Origin of the sequence: Robertmurraya mesotrionivorans (assembly GCF_050971805.1) — a bacterium.
Classification (GTDB): Bacteria; Bacillota; Bacilli; order Bacillales; family Cytobacillaceae; genus Robertmurraya_A.
The window spans coordinates 36,986-50,451 of sequence record NZ_JBPCCH010000029.1; the positions used below are offsets into that span (position 1 = coordinate 36,986).

A 13,466-nucleotide genomic window follows, 5' to 3' on the forward strand; every position below is an offset into this window, starting at 1 on the left:
TAATTGTTTTTATTTCTTGATGTTAATTAGCTCACTTTTGATGAATTATTTACTCCGCCTTCTTCTTGTTGCTTCATCTTATCCCACATTCTGAAGAACGGGAAGTAGATAGCTAGAGCGATAACGACGTTGACAGCCTGCATAACTGCACCTGAAATTTTACCTCCAGTTGCTAGGTATCCACCGATAATTGGCGGTGTTGTCCATGGAATCGCAATTCCTGCTGGCTTTGCAACTAAACCTAACTTCATAGAGTAGTACGTCACAATGATTAAAACGATTGGTGTTAAGAAGAATGGTACGATTAGTAATGGGTTCATTACGATTGGTGTACCAAAAATGATTGGTTCGTTGATCATGAATGTTCCAGGACCAGCCGATAATTTACCAAGCGCCTTCATTTGTTGGCTCTTTGCCCAGAAAAGCATGAGCATCGCTAGACCAAATGTAGCACCTGTACCACCGATATTAACGAATACTTCAAAGAATTGTGATGTAAAGATGTTTGGTAATTCTTCACCAGCACGGAACGCAATTTGGTTTTCTTCTGTTGCCATTAACCAAACTGGGCTTAGAACACCTGCAACGATGTTTGTTCCGTGAAGACCTGCTGACCAAAGCATCATAATAAGCATGTAGGCAACAATCGAACCGATTAAGCTTCCGCCTAATAATCCAAGCGGCTTACCAAGTACTAATTGAACCACGTCATGAATACTGCTAATTCCGAAGTACTCAATTACTAAACGAATTAAGAAGATAATAGTGATAACAATAAAACCAGGAACAAGTGCAACAAACGATTTACTTACTGCCGGTGGAACGCTATCTGGCATTTTAATAACAATATTTTTCTTAAGAATGAAGTTATACACTTCTGTTGAGAATAAACCGATTAGGATCGCTACGAAAAGTCCTTTACTTCCCATAAATGCAACTGGAATTGCTCCTCCAACTGCGATCGCATCTGTTGCTCCATCTGGAGTAAACGGTACATTGAATGGTGTAGCAAGTAAGAACGCACACAGCGAGATTACCCCAGCTGTAATCGCGTCAATACCATACCGCTCAGCTAGACGATACGCAATACCGAATGCTGCGATTAGACCCATCATGTTAAACGTTGCATCTGTTGGATACATCAGTTTTGCTAACCATTGATCTCCGAACACGCTTGCCATGAAATCAGCATAACCCGGGATCGGTAGGAAACCTAAAATTAGGAATACAGAACCGATAATAATCATTGGCATTGCTAGGATAATTCCATCTTTTAAGGCACCTAAGTGTCTTTGTGCGGCTAATTTCCCAGCAAAAGGCATAAACTTTGATTCAAGGAAACCTAAAAACTTATTCATCACGTTTCATTCCCTTCTCTACCTAGAGTTTTTTTAGAAATTATTTATTCGTTAGTGCTACTGCTGTTTTTAATACTTCTGCACCATTACACATTCCGTAGTGGATTGGGTTAATAGAATCAACTGGGATATTCTTTTCTTTTCCTAGTTGTTGCATTTGAGGTAATAGGTAACGAACTTGTGGTCCAAGAAGTAATACATCTGCTTGGTCGATATTCGCTTTTACTTGATCCGCACTTACTGCCCAGATCTTTGAGTCAAATCCTTGATCTTTTGCAGCCGCTTCCATTTTTGTTACTAGTAAACTTGTAGACATACCTGCCGCACAGCATAATAGAATGTTCATCATAAATTCCTCCTAAGTGTTTTAATTGCTCCCTTTTCCTGAGAGCCTATTAGTAAATAAATGAGATAAGTTCTTTTTATGAAGAAGATGTGGTTGTTATCTTCTTGTTGATTTCATATTACATTGAAAGCGATTTCATTTATATCTACCTTTTTTCCGTTTCACAACGGAAAAAGTTATTACTGGTAGATTACTAGTTCTTTTTTAAAAATTAAGATTGTAATTTTTCTTTTAAGGTTTGTTTAAGGTTGCCCACCGATAATGTGAATCAAGGAGTTAACATAAAGGAGTTGAAACATGGTGAAGGCAATGACCTTAAATGGTGTTCAAGGGAGATATGAGTTAAAGCACGAAATCACAAAAATGGATTGCTACTTATTAAGAAGCAAGTTACAACATGTGATGACGACTGACCCAAACGCTAATAATGATGGAAAATACTTAATCCGAAGTGTATACTTCGATAATTTTGATAATAAAGTTCTTCAACAAAAGAAGGAAGGCTTTTTCGAGCGAGATAAGTTCCGTGTCAGACTGTATGATCATAACACTAGCTACATTAATCTCGAAAAAAAGAGCAAACGAAACAATATGACATATAAACAGAAATGTCGTATGACGGTTGATGAATACGAAAAGGTAAGAATCGGAGACATCGCTTGGATGGAGAATGATTCGCGACCATTGATGAGAGATTTATACATGCAGATGAATCTCCTGCAGATCAAACCCGTGACCATCGTGGATTATGAGAGAGAGGTTTTTATTTACGAGTATGGAAATGTCCGAGTCACATTCGATAGCTCAGTTAAGACAAGCTTCCGAAACAATGATCTTTTAAATCCAGATGTACCAATGGTGGAAACCACCCCTGGTATCGTCATTCTAGAAGTAAAGTACGATGAGTTTTTACCTGATGTCACCAAGCAGTTAGTTCAGCTTCATGACAGACGGAGAGGCACTTATTCAAAATATCAAATAAGCCGTATGTTCGGTTAATATTATTGGAGGAATAAATATGGATACAATTAATTTTCAGGATATTTTTAAGTCTAAGTTTTTAGAGCAAACCAGCAGCTTTTCAATCACCGATTCATTGATTGGATTATTCGCATCTTTAGTGATTGGACTCTTTATCTATTGGGTATATAAAAAGACGTTCACAGGTGTTATCTATTCACACACCTTTAATATCTCACTTATTGTTATGTCGATGGCCACATCATTAGTTATTATCGGTATCTCATCTAATGTATTATTATCACTTGGTATGGTTGGTGCATTATCGATTGTTCGTTTCCGTACACCGATTAAAGATCCAATTGACATCGTCTACTTGTTCTGGGCCATTATTGTAGGTATTCTTAGCGGAGCTGGCTTTGTGCCACTTGCTGTTCTAGGTTCACTATTCATTGGAGCTATTCTTATCTTTTTTGGAAATCGTATTAAAGTGGAAAATCCATATCTATTAGTCGTACGATACAATGGCAATTCGATTGAAAAGTCATTAGAACATGTGGTATCTGAGAACTCAAAAAAGCATACAATTAAATCAAAATCAGTGATGCCTGGTAATGAGTATGAAGTCACTTATGAAGTCCGCGTGAAGGACAATGACATGAGCTTCATCAACAATATTTCCGAAATGGATGGAGTAAGATCCGCCATTATGCTAAGTTATGATGGGAATTTTACAGCGTAACTGAAATGCGGAAGCGCCTTGTCCAGCTCCGACAGGCATAAGGCGGAGACCGTAAGAGGTCCTGACCTCTGTAAGGCTTTGACTTATGACCAAAGAATAATGGCATTAAATTATTCCACCGAGGAGCTAGGCGCTGCAGCTGGACAACACCTTAATAACAATATCTCTTAACTTTGAAAAAAGGAGATTGCCCTTCCCCCCGGCAATCTCCTTTTATATGTCTTAGCGGTTGTAGTCCATTACATATAAGTATGGAATACGAATATCACCTGCAGATGAGCTGACATTTAAGTAGCTGCTAACGAAATTTGGTGTACCTGCTTGTCCACCTGCATGGGTACCACGGTTCACCACTTCTACCGTAATCTCCTTACTTCCTTTAGCAGGGATCGTTACTTCCATATCACTCACTTTTACATTTTCATCATCTCTAATGGTATAGGCTAACTCCTCATTAGTTGGGTTCGTTAACGTAACATTCATCTTATACGTTTGGTTTCCTACCGGGCGAACTAGTCCAAAGCTTAAGGATGATGGGAAAGCAAGCGCTGATGGACTCATTGCTTTGCTAAGGTCAATAAGACCTGCTCCCACTTTTAATGGATCAGAAACATCTGTATCAGGTAAAACACTTCCTGCTACATCGTTTGCTGTTCCCATTAAGGCAGCTTTCACTTCAGCTGGCCCCCAGCCTAAATCATTTTTCTTGCTATACGCTAATAATACTGCAGCAGAACCCGCTACATGTGGAGATGCCATTGATGTACCTTGATAAAGCTCATAACCTCCACCAACGATAGAAGAGTAAATATTTACTCCTGGAGCTGCTACATCAGGCTTAAGCGTGTAGTTTGGCGTAGGTCCCCACGAGCTAAAGTTTGCTAATAGATTTGGATCTGTGCTCACCTTTTGTAAGTCATTATTGATGGTAACGGTACGATCTCCCGTCCAGCTCACTAGTTGCTTACCTGCTTCGTTTCCAATCATAACGGCTGGAACCAGTGCCCCATCAGAAGACATTGGCGTAGGTTCAGCAATTCCATCAAGCTGATAGATGATCACCCCTACTGCACCTGCTGCAGCCGCGTTATTAATTTTTTCAGCAAATGTACAAGAGCCGCGTTGAATTAACGCAATTTGTCCTTCTAATGGCTTTCCAGATATAGCGGTACATGCCAATTTATCGCCACCAGCCACATCAGCCCATACCGCATACTCTCCTGTTAAAGGTTCTTTTACCTCTCCACCCTGTGTACCTGTTGTCGCAATGGTGGGTTCTGTGAATGCTTCTGACTCCAATGTCATCGCAAAGGTTCGACTATTTGTTGTTGCTGCTACTGTGATCACTTTCTCCGCTGTTCCAGGAGATCCAACCGTGTAGTTTCCTGGTCCTTCGTTTCCAGCTGAGATGGCCACTACTACTCCAGCATCTACCGCAGAATTCACTGTCATATCTAGCAGGTCTGCACCTTTATGTGGTGTTCCCCCTAAGCTTAAGTTAAGAACGTCCATGCCATCCTCAACGGCTTCTTCAACGGCTTTAGCAATAAATAAACTTTTTGCATTTGCGATATCTCCCGGGAAAACATTATAGTTTCCTAGATACGCCCCAGGTGCCACTCCACTCAATGTTTTATCATCTAAATCCGTTTCTGTACCTGCCTTTCCAGCAACCGTACCTGCTACATGCGTACCATGGCTATCGACTGCTTCTGCGCTTAGCTTTGGACTCTGGCTATACACCTTAGCTACAATCACTTTAGGAGTGGTTAAACTTGTATCCCCTTTAGGGAATTCTTCTGGATACGTCATTCCTTCATTTGGCTCAAGGAATTCATGTGTTTGATCAATCCCTGAATCAATGATACCGACCTTCATTCCTTCCCCTGCATTTGCTTGTCCACCAATAGACTCCCAAATTGCTTCTGCACCGATTAAAGCCGTGCTTTCACTCATCGCCTTTTGATAGGTTGCACTATACCCGCTCTTAACGGCTCCAGGTCCTCGGCTAACTTCCTTTAAGGATGCTCCGTTCAACTTTAAGCCAATCCCATTAAAGGTAACATCATACTCTGTTACAACTTCTACTTGAGGGAATTGCTTTGCTAACCATTTAATATAATTCGTACGTTGGGCTTCTAAACGACTTCCATATTTCTTTGCCGCTTGGGACTGCAAATCTACTTTTTTCCCTTTAGTTGGTTTTGTCTTCTCATATCCCGTAATTGTTCCCTCATAGGAAGCAATTGGCTCGTCTCCAAACTGAATAAAAGCATACTCATTGTCTACCGTAATAGAAGATTGTCCATCATCATTTTTCACTATCGCTTGAATCGGGACAGCTGCTGTAAAAATTAACAGAGAAATTAAGAGAACTCCAAAAATACTTTTCATGCTCCTTGCTATCTTCAACAAGATTCCTCCCTTAAAAACTATTTTTCTATGTAACTATCTAGTAAAAACTACTAGAAATTACTCGTACTAGTTTAATTTCTAGGGATGAGAACTTTCTCCTTTGACTAGTTTTGTCCTTTTATGAAAATGATTTTGCCGAATGAACACCTTTTCTGTAGTTAAAATGGGAATTCATGTATTTATTGATATATATGCTCGAACATTATAGAATACAAGAAAAGAAAATGTAATTAGTAGGAGGTTCAACATGATACAACGTACTGTATTATTAAAGTTCGCTGACACAACAACACAGGAACAAATGGAAGAAGTCATCAAACGCTTTAAAGCATTGGAAAAAGTAATCACTGGAGTAGTTGAAATTCAAGCTGCCTTCAATCTTTCTGAAAAAAGTAAGGAATATCAGGTGATTCTCATGGTTCGCTTCGAAAATGTGGCTGCCGTTGAAGCCTATACGATAAATGAACAACACCAAGCAGTTGCTGCCTTCATCCGCGAGGTTGGAAGACTTGATAGCATCGGTGTAGATATTGAGATTTAATAGTTTATGCCCCACAATATGAATTGTGGGGTTTTTTATAAGTATAGAAATGAGGTGTTTTTATGAAAATTGGAATCATTGGATTAGGAGATATCGCAAAAAAAGCATATATACCCGTTCTTTCTGAAAAAGAAGGAATTGAACTTGTCCTTTGTACGAGAAATGTAGAGACACTTACTCGACTTTCTAATAAATACCGTATTCAAGAAACCGCGAAGAATATTGACGAATTACTTTTAAAAAAAATTGATGCAGCGATTGTTAGCACAGCGACAGAGGGTCATTTTGAAATAGCAGAAAAGCTGCTTCAAAATGGGATTCATACATACATTGATAAGCCCATTTCAATGAATTTCCATGAAACAGAGAGAATTGTTCGTCTAGCTAAAGACAAAGGAAAAATTGCCATGGTTGGTTTTAACAGACGATTTATCCCTCGTGTGAGAGAACTAAAGGAACACGGGAAACCAAACCTTATTATCATGCAAAAGAACCGCTTTGCAGCACCTGATTATGTACGTAGATTTGTGGTAGAGGATTTTATCCATGCGGTCGATACGCTACGTTTTCTCATGGATACTGAGGTCAAAGATGTAAAGGTGGAGTATGTAAAAAACGGAGACACACTGGGTCAGCTCGTTATACAGCTAATTGGTGAGGGTTGTATAGCCATCGGAATCATGAATCGTAACGGTGGTGTAACAGAGGAAATCATTGAATATATGTCTGGGCATCAGAAATTTGTCGTGAACAGCCTAGTGGAAACAACCAGATATCATGATAAAGAAATTAGCATTACAAAATTCGGTGACTGGGAGCCGACGCTATATAAGCGTGGTTTTTACCAGCTAATGGACCATTTCATCGAATGTGTCCAAACAAATTCCACACCAGACCCATCCATCGATGACTCTCTCACCACCCATGAGATATGCGAGAGAATCGTCAAACATATAGATCCTAGAGCGTAATTTAACAAAGCAAGAGAACCATCCATGGTGGCCTCTTGCTTTGTTTTTTGCTTTCCTAGTCTAAGTATCTATTCTTCTGAAATACTCATATATTTTTTGGAGTTTTTCCTTTTGCTTCCCCTTTTGACTTTCCATATTGCCAAATTCAAAAAACTTCACTTTCTTCATACCTACATACTGAAAGAGTGCTCTTTTCATTAATATTTTATGGGAATTGTTCAACCAGAATAATGGGTAGAGTGTAGGACCTTTCATTCCAGAAATACACACCACGCTCTTTCCTTTTAAAAGACCCTCAGGTAAAAGACTACCGTTATCTTTATAGGCAAATCTAGATGCAAACATTTGGTCAATATATCCAAGCAGCATCGCCGGTGGTCGCCCCCACCAGATCGGGTAAATAAAAACGATTTTATCCGCCCATAGAATTTGCTCTCTATACTTCTTTAATTTCTCATCGCGGTGCATATCTCTTCTACGCTTTGTTTCGTTAAAAATCAGAACAGGATCAAACTGTTCCTGATACAAATCCACTACTTGTATTTCTTTGATATGAGCATTCTCTTTAGTGCCTCGCAAAACTTCCTGTAAAAAAGCATAACTCAAACTCTCATGATTCGGATGTGTAAAAATCACCAATACATTCATAATCATCACCCAATTAGTTGTAATTTGATAACTAAATCCTAACAAAGCTTGAGTTAGTTGTCAAATGATAATTGTTTTTTGATAATGTATTTGATATCTTGGGTGGTGAGGTGATTAATTGAATGGACAGAGATTTGTTGTTTAGAAATTTCGTACACTTCATGGCAAATGTACATCAAATAACCAATGATATGACAAAAGATGCGAAAACTGAAGATATCACTCCAGTTCAATATAAAATTCTTGAATATATTACTGTAAGTCAATCTGTTACCATTACAGAAATCAGCGATTGTTTGCATGTCTCTCTCCCGAACACAAGCCGAGAGCTGCGAAAATTGATAGAAAAGGATCTATGTAAAAAGGTTTCTGATGAAAGTGATCGTCGGAAATACTATATACAATTAACCGACAAAGGGAATTTACTAATGCAAGTTGCTTTTAGGAAAATTCAAATACAGTTTGAAGAACGAATTAAACATCTTACTGATAAGGAGCTCATGGAAATCAATAAGGCTGTTGAGTTGCTTCAACAGAAGATTTTTTCCTAAATAAAACCCCTTCTATAAAATTAGTAAAGGGTGCCGTTTAAGTGCTTTCTTAAATTTTTGCCGAAATGAAAGTTGTATTGGCATCGTTTTTGGTATATAAAAACCTTATATATATATAACCTCACTTGCTTGTGATACGGTTTCATCGAAATGCATCAAAATGAGATTCTCTTGGATTTTTGAGATAAAACTCTCTCCCATTTAAATAAGATGTCTTGTCCTTAATCGAGTAACCAGCAAAAGTAAAATAAGCGGAGATTTTTCGGTTAAATGCAGAATGGAACTCGTTTCGGGATAAATAAGGGGAGGTTTTCCGCTTATGCAAGGGAAAATCCCCCTTTTTCAAATTTTTCGAGCCAATAGGCGGAATCTCTCCGTCTATTTAAGCCTTTTTATATAATAATTTATAATTTAAGCGGAATTTCTCCGTCTATTTATCAGCACAGGTGCTTTACCTGATCCCCAACCGATAGTGCGGACCCTCTTGAACCTAGATGTGAGATTCAGCAGCTTTTTATCGACCAGCTTAAAAAATCAATAAAATTGTACTCAAAGCGGCACTGCAAATGACATAAGTTTTGACCCTATTTAATACTTATTGTCCATCTTTATTATGATGTCAATTGAAGTGTCAAAGTTAATGGGATCTCGTAGATACGTTAATAAATAGAGAAAAGACGTATGCCAAATTCATACGTCTTTTCTTGCATCTTTTAATTAGGAAGCACCCGAAAACGGAACCCTTCTATAAAACTCGGTTCGTATTATATATGATTTCTTCTCGCAAAGTCGACAAAACGGAATTTGTCTGGTCTGTGTCTGGATTCCGTGTACTGAAACAGGCTCGCATCATCTAAATAAACGTAATTTTTAATGATGACAATATTATGATGGCCTTCAAGGTCTAATAGTTGTCGGTCTTCCTCTGTCGGTTCTTCCACGATAATTTCTTTTTTTGCAAAGCTGATACTAAGCTGCAGGTCATTTTCAAGATAATCATAAATCGAGTGCTCACATATTTCTCTTGTTAAAGCAGGGACGAATTTTTTATTCAGATAATCTTTATCTAGGATTACCTTTTCTCCGCCCATTTCCCTCACTCGAAACACTTGCCAGACGTGGTCCTTGCTGGACAAGTTTAACTGCTTCATGATGAATGGATCTGGTTTCATCAACGAGAGTTCGTGAACTATGGTGACTGGCTTTTGCCCCATTTTATCAGCTAGTTCTTTGAAACTAACTAGTCCAGAGACAGGAAAATCTACTTTGGTACTTTTAATGACAATCGAGCCCTTTCCCCGCACTTTTTGTATATACCCGTTTTGTGACAGAAGGTTAAGTGCCTTTCGGATCGTTTCTCTCGATGTATTGTAACGGTCCTTTAACTCATGCTCAGAGGGCAAAAGTGTATTAGGGGCAATCTGCCCTGCTTCTATTTGCTGTACAATATCGTTATGGATCGTTAAATACTTATTTGTCATGTTAAAAACTCCAGTTTACTTTTTTAAATAGTACACAACAGACTCATACGGTCTTAGTTTCATTTGTTTCATATCTTCTGATGAGTCAGCATAGTTGGATAATAAAATCGTGCTAGTAACACCTTCCGTATCCACTTGCTCAGGTAATAGGAACTCTACTTCTTTGGAATAAAAATTATTCACGACTAGTAATTTCTCATCACCATTGTTTCGTATATAAGCAAAAATAGCATCATGATCTGCTAAAAGCAACTCATAATTTCCGTCTGTCACGATATCGTACTCTTTTCTTAACTGGATAAGCTTTTGATAATGATAGAAAACTGAATCTTGGTCGGCCATTGCCTTTTCTGCGTTGATATCTTTGTAGTTCGCTGCTGGTAGAATCCAAGGAGTACCCTTAGTAAATCCTGCGTTCTCCTCATCACTCCATTGAACAGGCGTTCTCGAATTATCACGTGATTTTTGCTTAAGAATATCGAGAATTTGCTGTTCGGTCATGCCTTTTCCTTTGAGGATCTCAAATATGTTTAACGACTCCACATCTCGGTAGTCATCAATGGAAGCGAAATTTGGATTGGTCATTCCAAACTCTTCTCCTTGATAAATATAAGGAGTGCCCTGCATCATATGAATGACTGTCGCAAGCATCTTGGCGGACTGCTTATGGTATTCCTTGTCATTTCCGAAGCGTGACACAACTCTTGGCTGATCATGGTTACACCAGAATAAGGCATTCCAACCGCCCCCCTTATTCATGTCCACTTGCCAGTCAGATAATATTTGCTTCAGCTTTTGGAAATCAAAGTCTGCCTTTGTCCACTTCTCTCCATTTGGATAATCAACCTTTAAATGATGGAAGCTGAAGGTCATATCCAACTCTTTTCGCTCTGGGTTTGTATACTTAATACAGTTATCAATGGAAGTAGAGGACATCTCTCCAACGGTCATGATGTCATAGTGAGAAAATACTTCTTGATTCATTTCATGTAGGTACTCATGAATTTTTGGACCATCTGTATAGAATTTACGACCATCGCCAAGACCGGTTGACCCATCATCATCTAAGAAACGCTGGTCCTTAGAGAGTAAGTTCACCACGTCTAAACGGAAGCCGTCCACCCCTTTATCTAGCCAGTATTTCATCATATCGTAAACTTCTCGACGAACCGGTTCATGCTCCCAATTCAAATCCGCTTGAGTCACATCGAACAAGTGTAAATAATACTGATCTGTATCTTCGTCATATTGCCACGCATTTCCGCCGAACTTTGACTCCCAGTTGGTCGGAGCTCCACCATTTTTTGCATCCTTCCATATATAAAACTCACGGTACGGGTTGTCCTTTGAAGACTTAGATTCAATAAACCATTGATGCTCCGTTGACGTATGGTTAACAACGATATCCATAATAATTTTGATCCCACGGAAATGGGCTTCCTTTAATAAAAGATCAAAGTCTTCCATCGTTCCGTACGGCTCATAGATACGAAAATAATCACTGATATCATACCCATTGTCGCGCTGCGGAGACTCATATATCGGTGTTAACCAAACAACATCTACACCAAGAGTTGCTAAATAATCTAATTTTTGAATAATCCCCTTAATATCTCCTACACCATTTCCTGTCGTATCATTAAAGCTTTTTGGATAAATTTGATATACGACCGCTTTTTTCCACCAAGGTTGAGTCATCTTTGTAGCACCAGCCCTTATTTAATAGTAAAAGAGGAACAAGTAAATGTTCCTCTCGACATTATTTTCTTTTAAAAGATACTTTACCAATATTCATCTTGGCAAATACAACCGTTAAGATGAACGGTACAACTATCGCAACAACCATTGCGATTGCGAATGTTAGCATATGTTGTGGCTGGATGGAAAGAATTCCAGGAAGACCACCAACACCAATAGAATTCGCCATTACATTGCTTCCTACTGAGATAACAGCTGCTACCAATGAGCCAATCATTGCAGCTAGGAATGGGAAGCCGTATTTCAGGTTAATCCCAAACATCGCTGGCTCTGTTACACCAAGATAACAAGAGATGGCTGCTGGAATAGACACTTGCTTTTCTTCTTCGTTCTTTCTGTTAATATAAATCATTGCTAGAACAGCAGAACCTTGAGCAATATTTGATAAAGCGATCATAGGCCATAGGTTTGTTCCACCAAGCTCACTCATTAACTGTAAATCAATAGCATTCGTCATATGGTGTAAACCAGTAATAACAAGTGGTGCATAAGCAAATCCAAATACAGCTGCAAATAACCAGCCCACTGCAGAAGTTAAGCCAGAGTATACAACGTCAGAGATGAAAGAACCAATTGCCCAACCTAATGGTCCAAGTACGGTATGTGCTATTAATACTGTTGGTACTAGGGCAAAGAATGGCACAACAATCATGGAAATCGCATTTGGAACGACCTTACGTAATTTTAGTTCAAGGAATGAAAGAACTAAACCTGCTAAAATCGCTGGTATAACTTGTGCTTGGTAACCAATCATATCTATTTTTGCAAAACCAAAATCCCAGAATGGTACTTCAGTCGCACCTGCCACACCATAAGCATTTAATAGCTGTGGTGAAACAAGTGTAATCCCTAATACAATCCCTAAAATAGGCGTTGCCCCCATCTTTCTAGCAACTGCCCATGTAATCCCTACCGGTAAGAAGTGGAATATCGCTTCCCCAATTAACCATAGAAACGCATGAGTTCCGGCCCAAAATTGAGAAATCTCAATTAATGACTTCGTTCCATCCTCAAACATTTTGATGTCACCGATTACATTTCGGAAACCAAGAATAAGACCCCCAACAACGATTGCTGGAATTAATGGAGTAAAGATATCTGCAAGGTGAGCAATCATACGTTGAAGCCAGTTCATATTCTGCTTCGCTGCTTGTTTTGCGTCTTCCTTAGAGGTATCGCTTACACCTGCAATTTTAATAAATTCATTATAGAAGGACGATACTTCATTCCCAATAATAACTTGGAATTGTCCCGCTTGAGTAAAGGTTCCCTTTACAAGCTTAATGGACTCAATCTTATCTATATCTGCCTTTTTTGGATCTTTTAAAACAAAGCGCATTCTTGTCACACAGTGGGTAACAACGGAAATATTTTCGCTACCACCGATATGTTCAAGCAATTCTTTTGCCGGTTGAGTATAGTTACTCATTCGTATTCCTCCCTGGTAAAAAGTTACCAAATAATTTTATTATGAAACAAATAAGGGTAATAAATTCGCTTACATTCCTCAGCAACTTGTATATACATGTTTTGTTTACGTTTTCATTCTAACTTGTATATACAAATCTGTCAATCTACTTTCCTAAAAAAACATCGCAAATAAAAAAACGCCCGAATCTGAACTGCACCCCAATTGTTAGACACTAATCTAACAATGAGGGGTGCAGTTTTTTATATGACTAAATTTACATCAGA

At 38.7% G+C, this 13,466-nt stretch carries 12 protein-coding genes; 5 read left to right on the forward strand and 7 right to left on the reverse strand.

Annotated elements, in window-relative coordinates:
- Window positions 1-26: 26 nt before the first annotated feature.
- Entirely contained in the window at window positions 27-1,358 is a 1,332-nt protein-coding gene (celB, locus tag ACRX5O_RS23395; protein WP_433908160.1) for a PTS cellobiose transporter subunit IIC, read from the reverse strand.
- Between the two features lie 40 nt (window positions 1,359-1,398).
- Window positions 1,399-1,704, reverse strand: a complete 306-nt coding sequence (locus tag ACRX5O_RS23400) for a PTS sugar transporter subunit IIB (protein ID WP_433908149.1) — start codon at window positions 1,702-1,704, stop codon at window positions 1,399-1,401.
- A gap of 300 nt (window positions 1,705-2,004) precedes the next feature.
- Between ACRX5O_RS23400 and ACRX5O_RS23405 the strand changes: the two genes are divergently transcribed.
- Entirely contained in the window at window positions 2,005-2,703 is a 699-nt protein-coding gene (locus tag ACRX5O_RS23405) for a polyphosphate polymerase domain-containing protein (protein ID WP_433908161.1), read from the forward strand.
- A 19-nt stretch (window positions 2,704-2,722) separates the two neighbouring features.
- Window positions 2,723-3,406, forward strand: coding sequence for a DUF4956 domain-containing protein (locus ACRX5O_RS23410; RefSeq protein WP_433908150.1), 684 nt, complete (start codon window positions 2,723-2,725; stop codon window positions 3,404-3,406).
- A gap of 222 nt (window positions 3,407-3,628) precedes the next feature.
- On the opposite strand, the gene ACRX5O_RS23415 is transcribed toward ACRX5O_RS23410, so the two are convergent.
- Window positions 3,629-5,818, reverse strand: coding sequence for a S8 family serine peptidase (locus ACRX5O_RS23415; RefSeq protein WP_433908151.1), 2,190 nt, complete (start codon window positions 5,816-5,818; stop codon window positions 3,629-3,631).
- A 250-nt stretch (window positions 5,819-6,068) separates the two neighbouring features.
- Here ACRX5O_RS23415 and ACRX5O_RS23420 point away from each other — a divergent pair, with 250 nt between their 5' ends.
- Both ACRX5O_RS23420 and ACRX5O_RS23425 read left to right on the forward strand, forming a co-directional pair.
- On the forward strand, window positions 6,069-6,362 hold the full coding sequence (locus ACRX5O_RS23420) for a Dabb family protein (RefSeq protein WP_433908152.1): 294 nt from the start codon (window positions 6,069-6,071) through the stop codon (window positions 6,360-6,362).
- 62 nt (window positions 6,363-6,424) lie between these two features.
- Window positions 6,425-7,333, forward strand: coding sequence for a Gfo/Idh/MocA family protein (locus ACRX5O_RS23425; RefSeq protein WP_433908153.1), 909 nt, complete (start codon window positions 6,425-6,427; stop codon window positions 7,331-7,333).
- 60 nt (window positions 7,334-7,393) lie between these two features.
- Here the strand turns inward: ACRX5O_RS23425 and ACRX5O_RS23430 are convergent, their stop codons facing one another.
- Window positions 7,394-7,981 carry an NAD(P)H-dependent oxidoreductase gene (locus tag ACRX5O_RS23430; protein WP_433908154.1) on the reverse strand — a complete coding sequence of 196 codons (588 nt, stop codon included), beginning with the start codon at window positions 7,979-7,981 and terminating at the stop codon, window positions 7,394-7,396.
- Between the two features lie 122 nt (window positions 7,982-8,103).
- Here ACRX5O_RS23430 and ACRX5O_RS23435 point away from each other — a divergent pair, with 122 nt between their 5' ends.
- Window positions 8,104-8,532 carry a MarR family transcriptional regulator gene (locus ACRX5O_RS23435; RefSeq protein WP_433908155.1) on the forward strand — a complete coding sequence of 143 codons (429 nt, stop codon included), beginning with the start codon at window positions 8,104-8,106 and terminating at the stop codon, window positions 8,530-8,532.
- Between the two features lie 764 nt (window positions 8,533-9,296).
- Here ACRX5O_RS23435 and treR read toward each other — a convergent pair.
- From treR to treP, 3 genes are all read right to left on the reverse strand, one after another.
- Window positions 9,297-10,013 (reverse strand): trehalose operon repressor, encoded by a 717-nt coding sequence (gene treR / locus ACRX5O_RS23440; protein ID WP_433908156.1) that lies wholly within the window; start codon window positions 10,011-10,013, stop codon window positions 9,297-9,299.
- 15 nt (window positions 10,014-10,028) lie between these two features.
- Entirely contained in the window at window positions 10,029-11,711 is a 1,683-nt protein-coding gene (gene treC, locus ACRX5O_RS23445; protein WP_433908157.1) for an alpha,alpha-phosphotrehalase, read from the reverse strand.
- Window positions 11,712-11,772: 61 nt separating this feature from the next.
- On the reverse strand, window positions 11,773-13,200 hold the full coding sequence (treP, locus tag ACRX5O_RS23450) for a PTS system trehalose-specific EIIBC component (RefSeq protein WP_433908158.1): 1,428 nt from the start codon (window positions 13,198-13,200) through the stop codon (window positions 11,773-11,775).
- Window positions 13,201-13,466: the final 266 nt, after the last annotated feature.

Coding starts and splice junctions, on each gene's coding strand:
- ACRX5O_RS23420 (WP_433908152.1), top strand. CDS start 6,069: ATGATACAACGTACTGTATTATTAAAGTTCGCTGACACAACAACACAG.
- ACRX5O_RS23435 (WP_433908155.1), top strand. CDS start 8,104: ATGGACAGAGATTTGTTGTTTAGAAATTTCGTACACTTCATGGCAAAT.
- treP (WP_433908158.1), bottom strand. CDS start 13,200: ATGAGTAACTATACTCAACCGGCAAAAGAATTGCTTGAACATATCGGT.
- treC (WP_433908157.1), bottom strand. CDS start 11,711: ATGACTCAACCTTGGTGGAAAAAAGCGGTCGTATATCAAATTTATCCA.
- ACRX5O_RS23400 (WP_433908149.1), bottom strand. CDS start 1,704: ATGAACATTCTATTATGCTGTGCGGCAGGTATGTCTACAAGTTTACTA.
- celB (WP_433908160.1), bottom strand. CDS start 1,358: ATGAATAAGTTTTTAGGTTTCCTTGAATCAAAGTTTATGCCTTTTGCT.
- treR (WP_433908156.1), bottom strand. CDS start 10,013: ATGACAAATAAGTATTTAACGATCCATAACGATATTGTACAGCAAATA.
- ACRX5O_RS23425 (WP_433908153.1), top strand. CDS start 6,425: ATGAAAATTGGAATCATTGGATTAGGAGATATCGCAAAAAAAGCATAT.
- ACRX5O_RS23430 (WP_433908154.1), bottom strand. CDS start 7,981: ATGAATGTATTGGTGATTTTTACACATCCGAATCATGAGAGTTTGAGT.
- ACRX5O_RS23410 (WP_433908150.1), top strand. CDS start 2,723: ATGGATACAATTAATTTTCAGGATATTTTTAAGTCTAAGTTTTTAGAG.